Below are 19,145 nucleotides of genomic sequence, written 5' to 3'. Positions count from 1 at the left end.
TAGCCTTACCTAAACTTCGAGGAGGTGCGGGTGTCGCGCGACGCGGTGCGAGGGGTCGGCCTGCTGGTGTCGATCGGCGTGCTGGGCCTGATCGTGCTGCTCAGCCTGTGGATCGGCACCAAGAGCATCCCGTTCGCCGACACCTTCGCCCTGCTCCTCGCCGACGACGGCACCGGCGACGCGGCCATCGTCCGCGACGTCCGCGTGCCCCGGGCCGTGCTCGGGCTGCTGGTCGGCGCCGCGCTCGGCCTGTCCGGCGCCGTGATGCAGGCCTTGACCCGCAACCCGCTCGCCGACCCCGGCCTGCTCGGCGTGAACATGGGCGCGGCGGCGGCGATCGTGTCCGCCATCGCGTTCTTCGGCATCACCAGCCCCACCGGGTACGTGTGGTTCGCGCTGCTCGGCGCGGCGGGCACGGCGACCGTCGTCTACGTCCTCGGCGCGGCGGGCCGGGGCGCGGCCACCCCCGACCGGCTGGTGCTCAGCGGGGCCGCGCTGACGGCCGTGCTCTACGCCTACGTCTCGGCGATCCTGCTGCTGTTCACGCACACGTTCGACTCGTTCCGGTTCTGGAACGTCGGCTCGCTCGCCGGCCGCGACTTCGAGCTCATCGGCCAGGTCTCGCCGTTCGTGCTGCCCGGGATCCTGATCGCGTTCCTGCTCGCCCGGAACCTCAACGTGCTGGCGCTCGGCGACCACACCGGCAAGGCGCTCGGCGCGAACGTCAACCGCACGCGCGCGTTCGGCGTCCTCGCCGTCACGCTCATGGCGGGCGCCGCGACCGCCGCCGCCGGGCCGATCGCGTTCGTCGGCCTGACCGTGCCGCACGTGGCCCGCATGATCGGCGGCAGCGACCAGCGCTGGGTGCTGGCGTACTCGGCGGTGCTCTCGCCGATCCTGCTGCTCGGCTCGGACATCGTCGGCCGCGTCGTCATCGCGCCGCAGGAGATGGAGGTCGGGATCATCACCGCGTTCATCGGCGCGCCCGTGTTCATCGCGCTGTGCCGGCGTCGGAAGTTGGCCACGCTGTGAGGACCATCCGCACCCCCGCCGTCTCGCTGCGGATCAGCGAACGCGCCCTGCTCGTGAGCGCGGCCATCGCCGTGCTGACCGCCGTCGCCGCCGTGGCCACCATGGTCACCGGCGACTTCCCGCTCACCGTCGGCGAGGTGCTGGCCACCTTCGTCGGGCAGGGCGACGGCTACGCCGACTTCGTCGTCTTCACGCTGCGCCTGCCACGGCTGATCACCGGCCTGCTGGTCGGCGCGGCGCTCGCGCTCAGCGGCGCGATCCTGCAGAGCCTGTCCCGCAACCCGTTGGCCAGCCCCGACATCATCGGCTTCACCCAGGGCGCGGCGACCGGCGCGATCGCGGTCCTCGTGCTGGCGCAGGGCAGCATGGCGGCCACCGCGCTCGGCGCGACCGTCGCCGGCCTGCTCACGTCCACCGCCGTCTACCTGCTGGCGCTCAAGCAGGGCGTGCAGGGTTTCCGGCTGGTGCTCATCGGCATCGGCGTGAGCGCGATGCTGCTCGCGGCCAACTCCTACCTGCTCACGCGGGCCACCCTGGAGAGCGCGCTGGCCGCGCAGGCGTGGCTGGTCGGCGGCCTGAACAACCGGGGCTGGGACCAGGCCCAGGTGGTCGCGGCGGTGCTGGCCGTGCTGCTGCCGTGCGCGCTGGCGCTCGGTCGGCGGTTGGCGTTGCTGGAGATGGGCGACAGCGCCGCGACCGGCCTCGGGGTGAACGCCGAGCGGACCCGCCTGGCGCTGCTCGCGGTGAGCGTCGGCCTGGCCGCCGTCGCCACGGCCGCCGCCGGGCCGATCAGCTTCGTGGCGCTGGCCGCGCCGCAGGTCGCCCGACGGCTCACCGGCGCGTCCGGACCCGGGCTGGCCGCCTCGGCGCTCACCGGGGGTCTGCTGCTGGTCGTCAGCGACTTCGCGGTGCAACGGCTGTTCCCGACGACCCAGCTGCCGGTCGGCATCGCCACCGGCGCGATCGGCGGGCTCTACCTGGTGTGGCTGCTGGCCCACGAGTGGCGGAAGGGGAGCGCGACGTGACGGTGCCCGAGGCGGAGCCGACCACCGGACGACTGCGCGGTGCGGACCTGACGCTGTCCTACGACGAGCGCGTCGTCGTGTCCGGGTTGGACGTCGAGATCCCGGACGGTTCGTTCACCGTCATCGTCGGCCCCAACGCCTGCGGCAAGTCCACCCTGCTCAAGGCGTTGGCGCGGATGCTCAAACCACGCGCCGGCACCGTGTACCTCGACGGCGAGGCGATCTCGGCGTACCGGTCCAAGGAGGTCGCCCGCCGGCTGGGCCTGCTGCCGCAGACCTCCATCGCGCCCGGCGGCATCACCGTCGGCGAACTCGTGGCCCGGGGCCGGTACCCGCACCAGCGGCTGCTGCGGCAGTGGTCCGTCGAGGACGAGGAGGTCACCGCCGGCGCGATGCGGATGACCGGCGTGCACGACCTGGCCGACCGCCTGGTGGACGAGCTGTCGGGCGGGCAGCGGCAACGCGTGTGGTTGGCCATGGTGCTGGCGCAGCAGACGTCGATCCTGCTGCTGGACGAGCCGACCACGTTCCTCGACATCGCGCACCAGGTCGAGGTGCTCGACCTGTGCGCCGACCTGCACGAGGACGGCAACCACACGCTCGTCGCCGTGCTGCACGACCTGAACCAGGCGTGCCGCTACGCCACCCACCTGATCGCGATGAAGCCCGGTGTCGGCGTGGTGGCGCAGGGCAAGCCGGCCGACATCGTGACCGCCGAGCTGGTGGAGGACGTGTTCGGCCTGCCGTGCCGGGTGATCGCCGACCCGGAGACCGACACACCCCTGATCGTGCCGTTGCGGCGGCAGCGCGTCAGCGCGTAGGGATCGGCACCGGGTACGCACCGGCGGCGATGTCCTCGAACAGCGTCGGACCTGTCGGCGTCCAGCCGAGCAGCTCGCGGGTGCGGGCGTTCGACGCGGTCATGTCCAGGCCGGCGAAGTACGCGAGCCAGCCGAAGTGCGCCTCGGCGTCCTCCTGGGCGACCGACGCGGTGGGTAGGCCCAGGTAGTCGCCGAGGGCGGCGGCGATGTCGCGCATGGGCAGCCCTTCCTCGGCCACGGCGTGCACCCGTGATCCCGCCGGCGCCTGGTCCAGCGCGAGCCGGACCAGCCGTGCGGCGTCGGAGCGGTGCACGGCGGGCCAGTGGTTCGACCCGTCGCCGAGGTAGCCCGCCGCACCGCGTTGCCGCGCGATCGTGGCCATGGTCGAGACGAAGCCGTGGTCGTTCACGCCGTGCACGGACGCGGCGAAGCGCAGCGCCACCGGCCGGACACCGCGGTCGGCGTAGGCCAGGGCGAGGTTCTCGCCGCCGCCGCGCGGTGAGTCGGCGCCGTGGTGCGGCGACGCGTCGTCCTCGGTGAACGGCCGGCCGGTGGCGCCCGAGGCCGGCCCCGAGGCGATCAGGAACGGCCGCCCGCTGCCCTCCAGCACGTCGAGCATCCGCCGGGTGGCGGCGCGCTCGGTGCGGCCCGCGCCGGCGTAGTCGGTGAAGTCGTGCTTGAAGGCCAGGTGGATGACGCCCTCGGCGCCGGCCGCGCCGGACGCCAGGCTGTCGAGGTCGTCCAGGCTGCCGCGGTGGGCGGTGGCGCCCTTGGCCGCCAGGGCGGCGGCGGCCTCGTCGGAGCGGGCGAGGCCGACGACCTCGTGCCCGTGGGCGAGCAGTTCGTCGGTGACGGCCGAGCCGATCCAGCCGGAGGCACCGGTGACGAAGACGCGCATGGGAGTCGTTCCTCCAGAGTGATGTCAGTTGCTGACATCGACCGTAGCAGGCGATGTCAGCAACTGTCATCACTACACTTCCCGGCATGAGCCGCTGGGAACCGGACGCGCGGGGGCGGATGATCCGCGCCGCGCTGGACTTGTTCGCCGAACGCGGCTTCGAGCAGACCACCGCGGGCGACATCGCCGAACGCGCGGGCGTGACCGAGCGGACCTTCTTCCGCCACTTCACCGACAAGCGGGAAGTGCTCTTCGACGGTTCGCACGTCATGGAGGAGGCGGCGACCACCGCGATCCTCGCCGCGCCACCCGCTACCGAACCCCTCGACGCCGCGCTGGCCGGCGTGATCACCGCGGGTGGGCTGCTGGAGGACCGCCGCGACCACGCCGTGCGGCGGAGCCGGCTGATCGAGGCCAACCCGAGCCTGAGGGAACGCGAACTGCTCAAGCTCGCCGCACTGGTCGACGCGACGGCCGAAGCGTTGCGCGGGCGCGGCGTCACCAACGTGATCGCCGCCCTCGCCGCCCACAGCGCCGTGACGGTGTTCCAGGTCGCCTTCACGCGTTGGGTGTCGGAGGAGGAACCACCGGCCCTCGCCGCGTGCATCGCGGACACCGCGGCGGTGCTGCGCGCCCTGTGAGGTCAGCTCATCCCGGCACGCCGCCGGGTCTTCCCGACCGCCCTCAGACCTGCCACCTCGTGCGGCCCGGTGGTTCGGGGACCAGGTCGGACTCGAAGGCGGCGGCGATGGCGTCGACGTCCCACGAGTCCCGGGTCAGCACGGGCTGCTTCACGGCGTGCTGCGAGATCACGTGCAGCTTGTCCGGCAGGAAGCGGATCAGCTGGCTCGTCACGCCGCGGGCCAGGTCGCTGAGCAGGTACGTCACCAGGGGCGCCATCTTGGCCGGTGTCTGGTCCCGTGAGCTGATCTGCTCGGCTCGGGGGTCGAGGTCCATCATCGGGGTCCACGCGAGCGGGGCGATGGCGTTGACGCGGACGTCCCGCGCGGCCAGTGAACCGGCCCACGACAAGGTCAACGACGCCACCGCGCCCTTCGACGCCGAGTAGGCCGCGGCGCCGGCACGGCCCAGCATCGCGCCCGACACGACGTTCACGATCGAGCCGCCGCGCATCACCTTCGCCGCCGCCGTGCCGCAGTACATCGTGCCGAGCACGTTCACCTCGATCACCGACCGCAGCACGTCCGGCTCGTCCTCCCACGGCTCGGCGAAGTGCGTGACGCCCGCGTTGTTCACCAGCCCGTCGACCCGCCCGAACGACGACGCGCACAGCTCCACGAGCGCCGCGGCGACCGCGGGATCGGTCACCGACCCGGTGTGCGCCACGGCCTCGCCGCCCGCGTCGACGATCGAGGAGGCGACCGACGGCGCGCCCTCGACGTCGTTCACCACGACCCGCGCGCCCGCCGCCGCCGCGTGCCGCGCGTACGCCTCACCCAACCCGCGACCGGCGCCGGTCACGATCACGGCCTTGCCGTCCAGGATCCCCATGCCTACCCCCGATAACCGGCCTTCGAGTCGTCCGCGCGCAACCGGTCGAGGTCGGCGCGGTCCAACCGCGCGGTCACGACCTGCGGGCCCGCGCCCGCCGCGACCACCCGCCGCCCGTCCGGGTGCCACACCCCGCTGCCGCCGCACGAGCGCCAACCCGGCCCCGCGCCCGCCAGGTTCGCCACCAGCGCGTACATCCGGTGGTCCATCGCGCGGGCGGCGGGGTGCACGTCGAGCCGCCGTTCCTGGCCCTCGGTGTACAGCGCGGACACGGCGTAGACGTCCGCGCCCCGCCGCGCCACCTCCAGCGCGTGCTCGGGAGCCGCCGCGTCGTAGCAGACCGCGAGCGCGACCCGCCAACCGCGGACGTCCAGCGGTGGCGCGGGCTCACCCGGCTCGAACAGCTCGCGCTCGGCCCGGCTCGGGTACTGCTTGCCGATCACCTCGACCGAACCGTCCGGGGCCAGCGCCACCGACGCCAGCAGTCGGCGGCCGTCCGGCCCGAGCCACGCCGCGCCGAGCACCGCCGTCACCCCGTGCGCCCGGCTCGCTTCGCGGACCACGTCCAGCCTCGGGTCGTCGGCCGTCACCCAGCACGCCGGATCGGCGAGCCGGTCCAGGTCGTAGCCGGTCAACGACAGCAGCGGGAACAGCACCAGGCCCGCACCCCCCGCGTCGGCGACCGTGACGGCCGCACGGCGCGCGTTCTCCGCGACGTCACCGGGCACGGGCGCGTGCTGCGCGACGGCGACCACCAACTCGTCGGATTCCACACCGGCGATCATTTCACGCGATCGGGCGACGCGGGGGAGGGGTTCGCGAAAATGTGGTAAAAACAAAGGTTGACTTCGCCGGAAATGGCGGAATGGAGACAACCCGAGTATATCACAGGGGGCAAGCGTGACCACCCGGGAATTGTCCGCCGAACAACAGCGGATCGCCTTCCTGCACGACCGCCTGGAGCTGGAACGGGCCGCCGCACGAGCGGAGCTGGACGCCGCGCTCAAGGACGGCCACGAGCAGCGCTGGCACCGCGAAGTGGCCGTCCGGACGCTGTCCGAGCAGGTCAGCCGCCTGAACGTGGCGGATGAGAACCTGTGCTTCGGCCGCATCGACACCGCCGAGGACCGCGTCTACGTCGGCCGGATCGGCTTGTTCGACACCGAGCGCGACTACGAGCCGCTGCTGACCGACTGGCGCGCGCCGGCGGCCCGCCCGTTCTACACCGCGACCGCGGCGAACCCGGAAGGAGTGACGCTTCGCCGCCATTTCCGCACCAGGGGCTGGCGCCTGGAGAGCTTCTACGACGACGAGCTCCAGCTCAGCTCGAAAGCGCTGCTCGACGCGTTGAACGCACCCCGCTCCGACACCATGCGCGACATCGTGGCGACCATCCAGGCCGAGCAGGACGAGGTGATCCGGCTCCCGCACCGGGGCGTGCTGGTGATCGAGGGCGGCCCGGGCACGGGCAAGACGGCGGTGGCGCTGCACCGCGTGGCCTACCTGCTCTACGCGCAGCGCGACCGGCTCTCCCGCCAAGGCGTGCTGATCGTCGGGCCGAACCCGGGCTTCCTGCGCTACATCGGCGAAGTGCTGCCGTCCCTCGGCGAGACCGACGTCGTGTTCGCCACGCCGGGCGAGCTGTTCCCCGGCGTCCGGACCGAACGCGAGGACACCCCGGAGCTCCAAGCGCTCAAGGGCGGCCTCGCGGCCGTCGACCTGCTGGTGGCGGCCATCGCCGACCGGCAGGAGGTGCCCGTCGAGGCCATCCCGGTCGAACTGGAGGACGTCACGGTCCCGCTCACCGCCGAGATCGCCGCCCGGGCCAGGGAACGGGCGCGCGCCGCCGGGCTCAAGCACAACGAGGCCCAGCCCGCGTTCCACCGAGCCCTGGTGGACGCGCTGGTCGCGCCGGCGCTCGACCTCATCGGCGAGGACTGGCCGGAACTCGCGGCCGACGTGCGCCGCGAACTCGCCGGCCACCCCGACGTGCGGCGGGCCGTCACCGCGTTGTGGCCGGTCCTCACCCCGCAGCGACTCCTCGCCGACCTCTACGCGGGCCGCTGCTTCGCCCTCGGCCACCCCGAGCTGCACCGCGACGACCCGTACTCGTGGACGGTCTCCGACGTGCCGCTGCTGGACGAAGCCGCCGAACTGCTCGGCTCCGACGGCCGGGCCGAACGACGCGCCGCGCAGGAGCGCAGGCAGGCCGTGGAGTACGCGCAGGGCGTGCTGCACGTCATCGACACCGACCAGGCCATGCACGAGGACGAGCTGCGGGCCGTCGACCTGGTCGACGCCGAGTGGCTGGCCGACCGCCACACCGCCGTCGACCACCGCGTCCTGGCCGAACGCGCGGCCGTCGACCGCGAGTGGACCTACGGCCACATCGTGGTCGACGAGGCGCAGGAACTGTCCGGGATGGACTGGCGGCTGCTGGCCAGGCGCGGGCCGAACCGGTCCATGACCATCGTCGGCGACCTGGCCCAACGCCAGTCCGAAGCGGGCGCCCGCGACTGGCGGACCGTGCTCGACCCACTCGCCGGGGACCGCTGGCAGTACCGCCGGCTCACGGTCAACTACCGCACGCCCGCCGAGATCATGGCCTACGCCGCGGGCGCGCTGGCAGAAGTGGACCCCTCCGCCGTCCCGCCGACGTCCGTGCGGCACGGCGAAGCACCCCTCGACGTCACCGGCGCCGACCCGGAGTCGTTCCGCCCGCCCACCGGCACGTTCGCCGTGATCACCCCGGCCGGCCCGCTCACGCCGCGTGCGGCCAAGGGCCTGGAGTTCGACACCGTCGTGGTGGTCGACCCGGACCGCATGACGCCGGCCGAGCGGTACGTCGCCCTGACCCGCGCCACCCAACGCCTCGTCGTCGTGCGCACCACGTGATCAGGCAGGCCCTGCCCGCGGCACCGCGGACAGGGCCTGCACCTCGCGGCGGAGGGGGGTCAGAAGGCCGCTGCCGTGCCCTCCCGCTCGGCCGGAGCCTCCTCCTCCGCCGGCGCTGCGGTCGCGGGCACGGTCCGCAGCACGGTCACCGCGAGCAGCGCGGCGCCCGCGACCAGGACCGCCGCCACCACCGCGGCCACGTTCAGCCCGCTGGTGAACGCCGCCCGCGCCGGCTCCACCAGCGCCCGCGCCGCGTCCGCCGACAGGCCGGCAGCCGCGGACAGCGCGCCCGGCAACGAGTCCGCGGCCTCGGCGGGCACGTCGGACGGCATCGTGGCGTGGTAGACCGCCGTGCCGATGCTGCCCATCAACGCGATCCCGAGCGACACGCCGAGGTCGCTCGCCGTGCTGTTGACCGCCGACGCGGCGCCCGCCTTCTCCGGCGGCGCGGCCGTGATCACCAGCGTGGTCGTCAACGCCATCGTCGGCGCGATGCCGGGGTAGAGCAGGTAGAACCCGGTGATCAGCAGCGGCAGCCCGCCGACGCTCCCGACCTGGGTCAGCACCACGTACCCGGCCACCGAGAACACCGCGCCGCCCGCCACCACGTACGCCGGCCGCACCCGCCGCGCGATGATCGGCGACAACGTCGACACGGCCACCAGCGCCAGCGCGGCGGGCAGGATCCACAGCCCCGCGGCCAACGGCGACAGCCCGGCCACCAGTTGCAGGTACTGCGTGAACAGCAGGTAGATGCCGCCGAGCGCGATCGCCGACAGCAGGAACACGCCCAACGCGCCGCTGAACGTCCGGTTCGCGAACAGCCGCACGTCCAGCAGCGGGCTGTCCAGCCGGAGCTGCCTGCGCGCGAACAGCACCCCGAACGCGACACCGACGACCACCGCCACCACCGAGGTCACCGTCAGCCCGGACTTGGAGAAGTCCTTGATCCCGTAGACGAACGGCAGCAGCGCCGCCATCGACAGCAGCACGCTCGGCACGTCCGGCAGCCCCGCACCGGGCGCCCGGTACTCCGGCACCGACATCGGCGCCACGACCACCACCAGCGCCATCACCGGCACGCCGATCAGCAGCGCCGCACCCCACCAGAACGACTCCAGCAGCAGCCCGCCGACCAGCGGTCCGACCGCGACGCCCACCGACACCGACGCGGCCCACAGCCCGATCGCCGTCGCCCGCTGCCGCGCGTCCCGGAACATGGTGCTGACCAGCGACAACGTGGACGGCATCACGGCCGCCGCGCCGATGCCCATCACGGCGCGCGCGGCGATCAGCAGCTCGACGTTCGGCGCGAGGGCGGCGCCGACGGACGCCAGCCCGAACGCCACCGCGCCGAACACCAGCACCCGCCGCCGACCGATCCGGTCGCCGACGGTGCCCATCGCCACCAGGAGCCCGGCCATCACGAACCCGTACACGTCGTTGACCCACAGCAGCTGGTCGCTGGTCGGCCGCAGGTCGGCGGCGATGTGCGGGGTGGCCAGGAACAGCACGGTCATGGCCAGGAAGAGCAACGCGGTCGGCAGCAGCAGCACCGCGAGTCCGAGCCATTCCCTGGTCCCGGCCCGGTCACCGACATCGACAGACATGGTGTTTCTTCCCCTTGCTCGAACCGCTCGGGCGGTGGGTCCCGCCCGTCTGGAACCCACGGTGTCCGGCGCGGCTCCAGGAACCGTCCAGATCGACTTCGGGTCGCCTTCGGGTACGGTCCGACCGTGCGTTTCGGGGTGCTGGGCCCGCTCGCGGCGTGGACGTCGGACGCCCGTGCCGTCCGCGTTCCCGAGCTGAAGGTCCGGGCGCTGCTGGCCCAGCTGGTGATCGACGCGGGCCGCGTGGTTCCCGCCGACCGGCTGATCGACCGCCTGTGGGGCGACCGGCTGCCCGCGAACCCCGCCGGCGCGTTGCAGACCAGGGTGTCCCAGCTCCGCGCCGCGCTGGACGAGGCAGAACCCGGCACCCGACGGCTGGTCGTCTCACGCCCGCCCGGCTACCTGCTCGACGTCACCCCCGACGCGGTGGACGCCGGCCGGTTCGAAGCGCTCCTCGCCGAGGCCACCGGCGACCCGCGCACCCGGGTCGCGCTGCTGGACGACGCCCTGGCGCTGTGGCGCGGACCGGTGCTGGCCGACTTCGCCGACGAGGACTTCGCCCGCGAGGTCACCTCCCGGCTGGAGGAGCTGCGGCTCACCGCGTGGGAGCAGCGCGCGGAGGCCCGGTTGGAGTTCGGCGAGCCGGGCGTCCTGGCCGACGAGCTCGGCGACCTGGTGGCCAGGCACCCGTTGCGCGAACGCCTCCGCGCCGCCCACCTGCGCGCCCTCTACCAGGCCGGACGGCAGAGCGAGGCGTTGGCGGGCTACCGCGACCTGCGGACCAGGCTGGTCGCGGAGCTCGGCGTCGAACCCGGGCCGAAGCTGGCCGCGCTGCACCGGGCGATCCTGGAGCAGGACCCCTCGCTGGGCGGCACGGCGGAGCCGCCGACGAACCTGCCGCACCCGCTCGGCGACCTGGTCGGCCGGGACGCCGACGTCGGCGAGGTGCGGTCGCTGCTCGCGGCCGACCGGCTCGTCACCCTCACCGGGCCCGGCGGCGTGGGCAAGACGCGGCTGGCGCTGGCCGTGGCGCGCGACCTGGTGGCCGGGTACCCGGACGGGACGTGGCTGGTCGAGCTGGCCGCCCTGCCCGCGGGCGCGCCGCCGGACGAGGTGGCGGCCCTGGTCGCGACGAGCGTGGGCATCCGCGACTGCGTGGTGACCGACCTGGCGGGCAAGCTGGCCGAGGCGGTGCGCGCCAAGCGGATGCTGCTCCTGCTGGACAACTGCGAGCACGTCGCGCCCGCCGTGGCGGAGCTGGCCGCCGGGCTGCTGCGCGCCGCGCCGGGCCTGCGGGTGCTGACCACCAGCCAACGTCCGCTCGGCGTGGCCGGTGAGCTGCTGTGGCACGTGCCGACGCTGGCCGAGCCCAGCGCGGTCGAGCTGTTCGTGGCCCGGGCCGCGGCGGGCGTGCCGGGCTTCGCGCTGGACCCCGACAACGCCGACGCCGTCGCGGCGATCTGCCGCCGGCTCGACGGCATCCCGCTGGCCCTGGAACTCGCCGCGACCAGGGTGCGCGCGTGGGGCGTGCACGAGGTGCTGGCGCGGCTGGACGACCGGTTCCGCGTGCTGACCGCCGGGCACAGCGGCGCGCCGGCCCGGCAGCGCACCCTGCGCGCCGTGCTCGACTGGAGCTGGGAGCTGCTGACCGAGGCCGAGCGGACCGTGCTGCGCCGGCTGTCGGTGCACGTGGACGGCTGGACGTTGAGCGCGGCGGAGGCCGTGGCCGGTGACGACGACCTCGACGTGCCCGACCTGCTGGCACGCCTGGTGGACCGGTCGCTGGTCACCGCCACCCTCGGCGACGACCCGCCGCGCTACCGGCTGCTGGAGTCGGTCGCCGAGTACTCGTCGGCCAGGCTGCGCGAGGCGGGCGAGGTCGCGTCGGCCGAGCGACGGCACCGCGACCACTACGCGCGACTGGCCGCGACCGCCGACCCGCACCTGCGCGGCCCGGAGCAGCGGCGGTGGCTGCGCCTGCTCGACGCCGAGGCGGCCAACCTGCGTGCGGCGATCGACCGCGCGGCCCGCGACGGCGAGGCGTTGCCGCTGGTCGACTCGCTGGCCTGGTACTGGGTGCTGCGCGGCAGGCTCGGCGAGGGCCGCCGCTCGTCGACCGCGGCGCTGGCCGGTGGCGGCCCGGAGGACGTGGCCGGCACGGTCCGGGCGTGGCACACCGCGTTCAGCCTGCTCATGGGCGTGGCGTCGGGGCTCGTGCCGCCGCGGGCCGCCCGTCCCGCCGATCGGGACACCGCGGCACGACGGGCCCGCGCCGAGTGGTTCCTCGGGTTCGTCGGCCTGGGCATCGGCGAGCTGGGCGTCGGCGAGGACCTGGTCACGTCGGCGCTGGCGGCGTTCCGGGCCCAGGACGACCGGTGGGGCACGGCGGCCGCACACGGCACGCTCGCGCGGTACGCGTTGGCGCGCAGCGACCTGGACGCGTTGGCGCAGCACGGCGAGCGCAGCATGGCCCTGTTCACCGAGGTGGGCGACCGGTGGGGCCGGCTGCACGCGACGTTCGGGCTCGGCGCGCACGCCGAGGTCGTCGGCGACTACGACCGCGCCGCCGAGGTGCACCGCGAGGGCCTGCGGATCGCCGAGGAGCTGGGCCTGAGCACCGACGTGGCGGACAAGCTGTCCGCGCTCGGCCGGATCGCGTTGCTGACGGGTGATCACGAGCAGGCCGATGAGCTGCACGAATGCGCCCGTGCGCAGGCCGTGGCGCAGGGCTACACGATCGGCGAGGAGTTCGCCGAACTCGGGCTGGCGCTCAGCGCGCGCCGCCAGGGCCGGTTCGACGAGGCCGAGGCGCTGCTGCGCAAGTGGCTCGCCCACGACCGGTGGCTGGAGTCGGACATGGCGGTCGCCCTCATCCTCGCCGAACTGGGCTTCATCGCCGAACAGCGGGGCGACACCGACACCGCCCGCACCCTGCACCTGGAGGGCTTGGCCGCGGCGCGCAAGGCGGCCGACCCGCGTGCCGTGGCCCTCGCGCTGGAAGGCCTGGCCGGCGCGGAAGCCCTGGCGGGCGACCACGACCGGGCCGCCCGCCTGCTGGGCGCCGCCGCCACCCTGCGGGAACGAGCGGGCGCCCCGCTCCCGCCGGGCGAGCGCGGCGACGTCACCCGGATCACCGCCACCACCCGCTCAGCCCTGGGCGACGACGCTTTCACCACCGCTGTCGCCCAAGGCCGAACCGAGGGCGCGGAGCCGGGCCTCCTGGTCCCCTAGCCGTCCCTCACCCGGTGGGCGGAGTCTCGTTCGGCGCCGGCTTGTTGGGCGGCGGTGGCTCCGGGGTCGGTGGGATCGGCGGCTCGGTGCCGGGCGACGGCTCCCGGGGCGGCTGAGGCACCGGGGGCGGCGTGGGCACGGGTCGCTGCGGGGGCGGTTGTGGCTGGACCATGGCAACCTCCTTCCCACCCGGACTACCCACTCCACGCGAGAGTCCTACCTCCAGACCGCGCGTGTCCTACGTTCAGAACACCCGAGTTCAACGCTCAGGACGCGCGGTCCGCGGCTCGTGCCGCCGCCGGCTTCAGGTTCGGCAGCACCTCCCGGCCGAACAGGCGGATCGTGTCGAGCACGGCCTGGTGCGGGAGACCGCCGATGTCGACCATCACCAGCTGCGCGTCCAGGCCGAGCAGGTCGGTCAGCCGGTTCAACCGCCCGGTCACCTCCGCCGGATCGCCGCACACCGCCGCACCGTCCATCAGCACGTCGACGTCCGCCTCGCCGTCACCGCGCCACGGGTCGGCGAACTCCGCGTACGCCGCCAGGTGGGGCCGCCACGTCGCCCGCGCCTGCGCCGCCGTCGGCGCGACGAACACGTGGCTCGGCAACGCCACCCGCCCACCACCGCCCATCGCCGCCCGGTAGCGCTCCACCACCGGCCGGTGCGTGCTCGGGTCGCGCAACGTGCTCGGCAGCATCAACGGCAGCTCCAGCTCCACCGCCAGGTCCGTCGACACCGCCGAACCGCTGCCGATCCACACCAGCGGCCGGGGCTGCTGCACCGGCCGCGGCGTCGTCGTGACGTCCACCAGCGGACTGCGGTACTTGCCCTCCCACGTGACGTGCTTCTCCTCCAGCAGCCGCAGCATCAGCCGCAGGTTCTCGTCGAACCGCGCCCGCACGTCGTCCTGCACCCCGAACGCCACGTCCGTGCGCTGCGACACACCCCGCGCCACGATCAGCTCCGCCCGGCCCCCCGACAGCACGTCCAGCGTGGCCACGTTCTCCGCCACCCGCACCGGGTCGTGGTGCGCCAGCAGCGTCACCCCGGTGGACAGCCGCAACGTCGACGTGCGGTCGGCGATCGTCGCCAGCAGCAGCTCCGGCGCCGACACGATGTACCGGGTGAAGTGGTGCTCGCCGATCGCCACCCCGGTGAAGCCGGCCTCCTCCGCCACGACGGCCTGCTCGACCATCGCCCCCAGCCGTTCGCACTCGGTCACGGCCCGACCGGTGTACGGGTTGGGCAGGTGATCGCCCAAGATCAGCAGGTACACGTCCATCCGACAATCTTGCCCGCTGCGGCTACGGTGGCACCCACCGAGCCAGAGCCTGGAGGAGCACCCGTGACCGCTGTGTCCGTGTCCGACAACCCCGAGCTGTCCCGCTACGAGGTCCGCCTGGACGGCGAGCTCGGCGGTTTCGCCGAGTACACCTCGGCGGACGGCGTCGTCACGTTCACCCACACGGAGGTCGCCGTCGAGGGCAAGGGCCTGGGCGGCAAGCTCGTCCGGCAGGCGCTCGAGGACGTGCGCGCCAAGGGCCTGACCGTGGTGGCCGAATGCTCCTTCGTGCGCGGCTACCTGGAGAAGCACCCGGAACTGCGGGCCGGGTGACGCTTTCCCCGATCCGGGTCGGCACGACGCGCGCGTACGCATAGTGGAACCGGCTCACCAGCGCATACCCCGCCAGGGTTGCTTCTTGGTGTGAATCATCACAAAGGGGGGTAACAACACGGCTAAGTAGGCGGCTTCTGGTCAACAGTGGTAGCTGATCGTGTCAACATTACTGATCGTGGCCTCACTCGTCTTTGATCCCCGCCATGATGGTGATGTCGTCGACAGCAGATGCGGTCGACGGGGACGAGGACCGATCACGAGACCGATGAGGTGGGCCTGGCTGTGACCGCTGAGGTGAGCGGAAGTGGCGCACGGACGGACGGCCCGACCCGTCGGACGGGCACGTGGTCGGTAGTGCTCCGGCAGGTTCCACCCCGGGTGCTGAGGCTCGGCGCGCTCGGCGGGCTGCTGATCGCGCTCGGCGGCGTCGGCGCGGGCGCGGTGCTCCGCCGGGACCCGCTGCTGACCGGCACGATCCTCAACGCGGTGCGGTACGGCCACGGCCGCGACCTCGCCACCGCCGTGGTGTTCGTCGGCGTGGCGCTGCTGGTCTACTCCTGGGTCCGGCTCGGCCGGATGGTGCGCGCCGGCCAGGTCGACGGGCGCGGCGTGGTGCTGGCCGCCGCCGTCTGGACCGCCCCCCTGCTCATCGGCCCGTCGCTGTACAGCCGGGACGTCTACAGCTACCTGGCCCAGGGCGCGGTGGCGCTGCACGGGTTCGACCCCTACACCAACGGCGCGTCCGTGCTGCCCTTGTCGCTGGGCGGCAACGTGGCGTCGCTGTGGCAGAACACGCCGTCGCCGTACGGGCCGCTGTTCCTCCTGGTGGCCAAGGCCGTGGTCGCGATCACGGGCGACAACGTCATCATCGGCGCGGTCCTCATGCGGCTCGCCGTGCTCAGCGGGCTGGCGATGCTCGCCTGGGCGATGCCCGGACTGGTCCGGCACCTCGGCGGGCGCACGTCGGTGGCGCTGTGGCTGACCGCCGCGAACCCGTTCGTGATCGCCGTCGGCATCGGTGGCGCGCACAACGACATCCTGATGGTCGGCCTGATGGCGGTCGGCGTGCTGATGGTGCTGGACGGCAAGCACGTGCGCGGCATCGCGGTGATCGCCCTGGCGACCGCGGTCAAGGCCACGGCGGTGCTGGTGATCCCGTTCCTCATCTGGGTCTGGGTGGCGCGGATGTCCGGCCCGGCTCGCCAGCGGTTCTTCCAGGCGTGCGCGGTGGGCGGCATCACGTTCGCGGGCGTCTTCGCGCTGTCCACGATCATCGCCGGGGTCGACCTCGGCTGGGTCAACGTGCTCCAGAGCCAGACGCCGCTGCTGACCTGGATGTCGCTGCCCTGCGCCGTCGCGGAGCTGCTCTACTACTCGGTCGGCAGGCACATCCCGGGCGCGACCTACGAGGGCTTCCTCGGCTTCTTCCGGTCTGCGGGCGTGTACCTCCTCGCCGCCGTGCTGGTCCGCCAGTGGTGGCTCGCCCGGGCGGGCGGTGTGGACGCCGTGCGGCGGGCCGCGATCGCCCTGCTCGCCGCTTCGGTGCTCGCGCCGTCCGTGCTCCCGTGGTACTTCACCTGGGTCTTGGCGCTCGCCGCCGCGTTCGCCTGGAAGGACCGGTGGCTCGCGTTCGCCGCGGGCTTCTCGGTCTGGATGGTCCTCATCACGCTCCCCGACGGCACGATCGTCGCGCGCTGGCACTATGGTTCGGCGAACCCCGTCGTGTGGTGGTCCTACCTGGCCGTCACCGTCCTGATCGGCGTGTGGGTCGGCCGGTCGTTGCTGGAGCGCCGGCCCGTGTGGTCGCTGCTGAGCGAGCTGCGGGCCCGGTCGAGCGAGGCGGACCATCCGACGCGGATCGTCGAGCAGGTGCCGCCGCGCGTCGTCGAGCAGGCGCCGCCGCCCGTCATCGAGCAGGCGCCGCCCGGCGTCGAGGACGACGACGTGGCGGACGAGCGCGACGGGGCCGGGAAGCAGCGTGGGAGCACGGGTGGTTGAACGGGTCGAGCAGCGGGTGCTGAGGTTCGCGCCGCTGGTGTTGTGCTTGTCGCTGGGCTGGTACTTCTGGCGCTTGGGCGTGCCGAGCGGCTGGGGGATGATCGACCTCAAGGTCTACTGGAGCCTGGCGCCGAACCTGCTCACCGATCAGCTCTACACGATCGACATGCCGTTCACGGCGGACTTCCCGCTGCCGTTCACCTACCCGCCGTTCGCGGCCGTGCTGTTCCTCCCGCTGTCCTGGCTGCCCTGGGTGGCCGCGCGGATCGCGTGGCAGGTGCTGTCCCTGGTCTGCCTCTGGTGGCTGGTCCGCACGGCGCTGGCGCTGGTCGCCGCCAGGTCGGAGCAGCGGTTCGACGCCACCTGGTCGCGCCGGGCGCTGCTGTGGACCGCGCTGGCTCTGTGGTGCGAGCCGGTGCGCAAGACGCTCGACTTCGGGCAGATCAACCTGGTGCTGATCGCCGGCACCTTCGCCGCCATGGTCGCCACCCGGCACCTGGTGGCGGGCGTCGGCGTCGGCGTCGCGGCGGGGCTGAAGCTCACCCCGGCGATCTCGGTGCTGTACTTCCTGGTGACGCGCCGGTTCAAGGCCGCGGTGTGGACGGCGGTCGGCTTCGCGTTCACCGTCGCCGTCGGCTTCGCCGCCTCGGCCGCCGACTCGTGGCGCTACTGGTTCGAGCTGCTCGGCGCGGCGGACCGGGTCGGCCCGGTCGGGTCCGCGATCAACCAGTCGTTGCGCGGCGCGTTGTCGCGGACGCTCGGCTACGACGTCGAGATGACGTGGCCGTGGGTGCTCGCGGTGGTGGTGTCGGCCGTGCTGGCCGGGTTCGCGCTGCGTGCCGCGGTGAAGGCCGGGGACGCGTTGGCCACCGTGGTCGCCGTGCAGCTGTTCGGGCTGCTCCTGTCGCCGATCTCGTGGAGCCACCACTGGGTGTGGGTGATCCCGCTGGTGCTGTGGGCCGTCTACGGCGCGCGCCGCACGTGGCCCGTGCTGGCGGTCGCCGCCGCGTGGGTCGTGGTGACCGGCGCGGACCTGATCACCTTCCTGATCGACCAGCAGCCGACCATCTGGGAGATCCCCCGGCCGTGGCCGCTGGCCGCGCTGGGCTGGTGCTACCCGCTGCTCGGGCTGATCACCCTCGCGGTGATGCCGACGGCGCTGCGCGCCGAGCGCCGCGACCCGGCCGGCACGCCGATCACCACGACGTCGAAGGTCGAGCCCAGTGTCACCTGAACCGACCTCGCCCGCGGTGCGCGTGCTCGTGAACGCGGAGCGGTGGCTGCTGGTCGCCGCGCCGCTGCTGCTGGTGGTGTCCGTGCTGGGCCGCGGCTGGACGATCGTCACCGGGTTCGGCAACGAGACGATCGACCTGTACGTGTACTGGGCGCTGGCGCCGCACGTGCTCTCCGGCGACCTCTACGACGTCACCTCGCCGAACTCGCCGCCCGACTTCCCGCTGCCGTTCACCTACCCGCCGTTCGGCGCGCTGGTGTTCCTGCCGATGACGTGGCTGCCGTGGGTCGCCGCGCAGTGGGCGCTGCGGCTGCTGTCCGGGCTGTGCCTGTACTGGATGGTGCGCGTCGCCCTGCGCTTCGTGGCAGGCGACGGCTGGACGGCGGACGCGGCGTTGTGGCGGCGTCGGGCGCTGCTGTGGACCGCCGTGCTGCTGTGGATGCAGCCCGTGGTGCACACGTTCGACTTCGGGCAGGTCAACCTGCTGCTGGCGGCGGTGGTGCTGGGCGCGATGACGGCCCGGGACTCGCGGCTCGCGGGCATCGGGATCGGCCTGGCGGCGGGCGTGAAGCTCGTGCCGGCCATCTCCGGGCTGTACTACCTGGTCACGCGCAGGTTCGCGGCGGCGGTGTGGTCGATCGTCGCGTTCGCGGTGAGCGTCGGCCTCGGCTTCCTGGTGAACCCCGCGCAGGCCAAGCACTACTGGTTCGAGCTGCTCGGCGCGGCCGACCGGGTCGGCCCGATCGCCACCGCGCACAACCAGTCGTTGCGCGGCGCGTTGTCGCGGACGCTCGGCTACGACGTCGAGATGACGTGGCCGTGGGTGCTCGCGGTGGTGGTGTCGGCCGTGCTCGCCGGGTTCGCGCTGCGCGCCGCGGTGCGGGCGGGTGACGTGCTGATCGGCGTGCTGGTCGTGCAGGTCCTCGGCCTGCTGCTCTCGCCGATCTCGTGGGACCACCACTGGGTGTGGATCGCGCCGCTGCTGATCTGGCTGGTGCACACCAGGATCGCGCCGTGGGCGCGTGGCGTGCTGCTGGTCCTGTGGTGCCCGATCATGTTCTGGGACGTGATCGCCTTCCAGCTCGACCGGCAGCCCACCATCTGGACCATCCCGAGGCCCGGCTACCTGTCCGCGATCGGGTGGGCCTACCCGGCGTTGGCGCTGCTCACGCTGGCCGTGATCCCGTTCGTGGTGAAGGCCGTGGCGCGGCGCGGACCGGCGGACGCGCCGCCGGCGGACCGAGTCGAGGTTACCGGCAAGTAGGATCCG

General features: G+C 73.4%; 15 protein-coding genes. 10 read left to right on the top strand and 5 right to left on the bottom strand.

Annotated elements, in window-relative coordinates; all coding sequences use genetic code 11:
* Nucleotides 1-30: 30 nt before the first annotated feature.
* The 3 genes from LNK82_RS33615 to LNK82_RS33605 are packed head-to-tail and all read left to right on the top strand — an operon-like array spanning nucleotide 31 to nucleotide 2,878.
* A complete protein-coding gene (locus LNK82_RS33615; RefSeq protein WP_230570940.1) occupies nucleotides 31-1,032 on the top strand; it encodes a FecCD family ABC transporter permease in 1,002 nt (333 codons plus the stop codon).
* Nucleotides 1,029-2,057 (top strand): FecCD family ABC transporter permease, encoded by a 1,029-nt coding sequence (locus LNK82_RS33610; RefSeq protein ID WP_230570939.1) that lies wholly within the window; start codon nucleotides 1,029-1,031, stop codon nucleotides 2,055-2,057. The genes LNK82_RS33615 and LNK82_RS33610 overlap by 4 nt, the downstream gene beginning before the upstream one ends.
* The gene (locus tag LNK82_RS33605) at nucleotides 2,054-2,878 is read left to right on the top strand and encodes an ABC transporter ATP-binding protein (RefSeq protein ID WP_230570938.1); all 825 of its coding nucleotides are present in this window, start codon (nucleotides 2,054-2,056) and stop codon (nucleotides 2,876-2,878) included. Before LNK82_RS33610 ends, LNK82_RS33605 begins: the two co-directional genes overlap by 4 nt.
* Here LNK82_RS33605 and LNK82_RS33600 read toward each other — a convergent pair.
* Nucleotides 2,868-3,776 (bottom strand): SDR family oxidoreductase, encoded by a 909-nt coding sequence (locus tag LNK82_RS33600; RefSeq protein WP_230570937.1) that lies wholly within the window; start codon nucleotides 3,774-3,776, stop codon nucleotides 2,868-2,870. The two genes, LNK82_RS33605 and LNK82_RS33600, sit on opposite strands and share 11 nt — an antisense overlap.
* Before the next feature lie 86 nt (nucleotides 3,777-3,862).
* Between LNK82_RS33600 and LNK82_RS33595 the strand changes: the two genes are divergently transcribed.
* Nucleotides 3,863-4,417 carry a TetR family transcriptional regulator gene (locus LNK82_RS33595; RefSeq protein WP_230570936.1) on the top strand — a complete coding sequence of 185 codons (555 nt, stop codon included), beginning with the start codon at nucleotides 3,863-3,865 and terminating at the stop codon, nucleotides 4,415-4,417.
* Nucleotides 4,418-4,460: 43 nt separating this feature from the next.
* Here the strand turns inward: LNK82_RS33595 and LNK82_RS33590 are convergent, their stop codons facing one another.
* Nucleotides 4,461-5,288 carry an SDR family NAD(P)-dependent oxidoreductase gene (locus LNK82_RS33590; protein ID WP_230570935.1) on the bottom strand — a complete coding sequence of 276 codons (828 nt, stop codon included), beginning with the start codon at nucleotides 5,286-5,288 and terminating at the stop codon, nucleotides 4,461-4,463.
* A 2-nt stretch (nucleotides 5,289-5,290) separates the two neighbouring features.
* The gene (locus LNK82_RS33585; protein WP_230570934.1) at nucleotides 5,291-6,061 is read right to left on the bottom strand and encodes a carbon-nitrogen hydrolase family protein; all 771 of its coding nucleotides are present in this window, start codon (nucleotides 6,059-6,061) and stop codon (nucleotides 5,291-5,293) included.
* A gap of 127 nt (nucleotides 6,062-6,188) precedes the next feature.
* Between LNK82_RS33585 and LNK82_RS33580 the strand changes: the two genes are divergently transcribed.
* Nucleotides 6,189-8,183 carry a UvrD-helicase domain-containing protein gene (locus LNK82_RS33580; protein WP_230570933.1) on the top strand — a complete coding sequence of 665 codons (1,995 nt, stop codon included), beginning with the start codon at nucleotides 6,189-6,191 and terminating at the stop codon, nucleotides 8,181-8,183.
* A 59-nt stretch (nucleotides 8,184-8,242) separates the two neighbouring features.
* Here LNK82_RS33580 and LNK82_RS33575 read toward each other — a convergent pair whose 3' ends face one another.
* On the bottom strand, nucleotides 8,243-9,793 hold the full coding sequence (locus LNK82_RS33575) for an MFS transporter (protein ID WP_230570932.1): 1,551 nt from the start codon (nucleotides 9,791-9,793) through the stop codon (nucleotides 8,243-8,245).
* A 126-nt stretch (nucleotides 9,794-9,919) separates the two neighbouring features.
* Here LNK82_RS33575 and LNK82_RS33570 point away from each other — a divergent pair, with 126 nt between their 5' ends.
* Nucleotides 9,920-13,024: an AfsR/SARP family transcriptional regulator gene (locus LNK82_RS33570; protein WP_230570931.1), complete on the top strand. Its 3,105-nt coding sequence runs from the start codon at nucleotides 9,920-9,922 to the stop codon at nucleotides 13,022-13,024.
* A gap of 266 nt (nucleotides 13,025-13,290) precedes the next feature.
* Here the strand turns inward: LNK82_RS33570 and LNK82_RS33565 are convergent, their stop codons facing one another.
* On the bottom strand, nucleotides 13,291-14,307 hold the full coding sequence (locus tag LNK82_RS33565) for an LLM class flavin-dependent oxidoreductase (RefSeq protein WP_230570930.1): 1,017 nt from the start codon (nucleotides 14,305-14,307) through the stop codon (nucleotides 13,291-13,293).
* Between the two features lie 63 nt (nucleotides 14,308-14,370).
* Here LNK82_RS33565 and LNK82_RS33560 point away from each other — a divergent pair, with 63 nt between their 5' ends.
* The 4 genes from LNK82_RS33560 to LNK82_RS33545 all read left to right on the top strand — a co-directional run bounded on the left by LNK82_RS33560 (nucleotide 14,371) and on the right by LNK82_RS33545 (nucleotide 19,139).
* Complete coding sequence (locus LNK82_RS33560; RefSeq protein WP_230570929.1) at nucleotides 14,371-14,640, top strand: GNAT family N-acetyltransferase; 270 nt, start codon at nucleotides 14,371-14,373, stop codon at nucleotides 14,638-14,640.
* A gap of 381 nt (nucleotides 14,641-15,021) precedes the next feature.
* Nucleotides 15,022-16,641 carry a polyprenol phosphomannose-dependent alpha 1,6 mannosyltransferase MptB gene (gene mptB / locus LNK82_RS33555; RefSeq protein WP_230570928.1) on the top strand — a complete coding sequence of 540 codons (1,620 nt, stop codon included), beginning with the start codon at nucleotides 15,022-15,024 and terminating at the stop codon, nucleotides 16,639-16,641.
* Nucleotides 16,634-17,875, top strand: a complete 1,242-nt coding sequence (locus LNK82_RS33550) for a glycosyltransferase 87 family protein (RefSeq protein WP_230570927.1) — start codon at nucleotides 16,634-16,636, stop codon at nucleotides 17,873-17,875. Before mptB ends, LNK82_RS33550 begins: the two co-directional genes overlap by 8 nt.
* On the top strand, nucleotides 17,865-19,139 hold the full coding sequence (locus LNK82_RS33545) for a glycosyltransferase 87 family protein (RefSeq protein ID WP_230570926.1): 1,275 nt from the start codon (nucleotides 17,865-17,867) through the stop codon (nucleotides 19,137-19,139). The genes LNK82_RS33550 and LNK82_RS33545 overlap by 11 nt, the downstream gene beginning before the upstream one ends.
* Nucleotides 19,140-19,145: the final 6 nt, after the last annotated feature.

It is taken from the genome of Saccharothrix luteola, from assembly GCF_020859565.1.
GTDB classification, from domain to species: domain Bacteria; phylum Actinomycetota; class Actinomycetes; order Mycobacteriales; family Pseudonocardiaceae; genus Actinosynnema; species Actinosynnema luteola.
The sequence above is the reverse complement of the archived record's forward strand: the minus strand, read 5'-3'. Positions and strand labels throughout refer to the sequence as shown.

Bases quoted from the DNA above. Each gene is read 5' to 3' on its own strand.
- LNK82_RS33600 (WP_230570937.1), bottom strand. From the start codon at position 3,776: ATGCGCGTCTTCGTCACCGGTGCCTCCGGCTGGATCGGCTCGGCCGTC.
- LNK82_RS33595 (WP_230570936.1), top strand. From the start codon at position 3,863: ATGAGCCGCTGGGAACCGGACGCGCGGGGGCGGATGATCCGCGCCGCG.
- LNK82_RS33590 (WP_230570935.1), bottom strand. From the start codon at position 5,288: ATGGGGATCCTGGACGGCAAGGCCGTGATCGTGACCGGCGCCGGTCGC.
- LNK82_RS33575 (WP_230570932.1), bottom strand. From the start codon at position 9,793: ATGTCTGTCGATGTCGGTGACCGGGCCGGGACCAGGGAATGGCTCGGA.
- LNK82_RS33565 (WP_230570930.1), bottom strand. From the start codon at position 14,307: ATGGACGTGTACCTGCTGATCTTGGGCGATCACCTGCCCAACCCGTAC.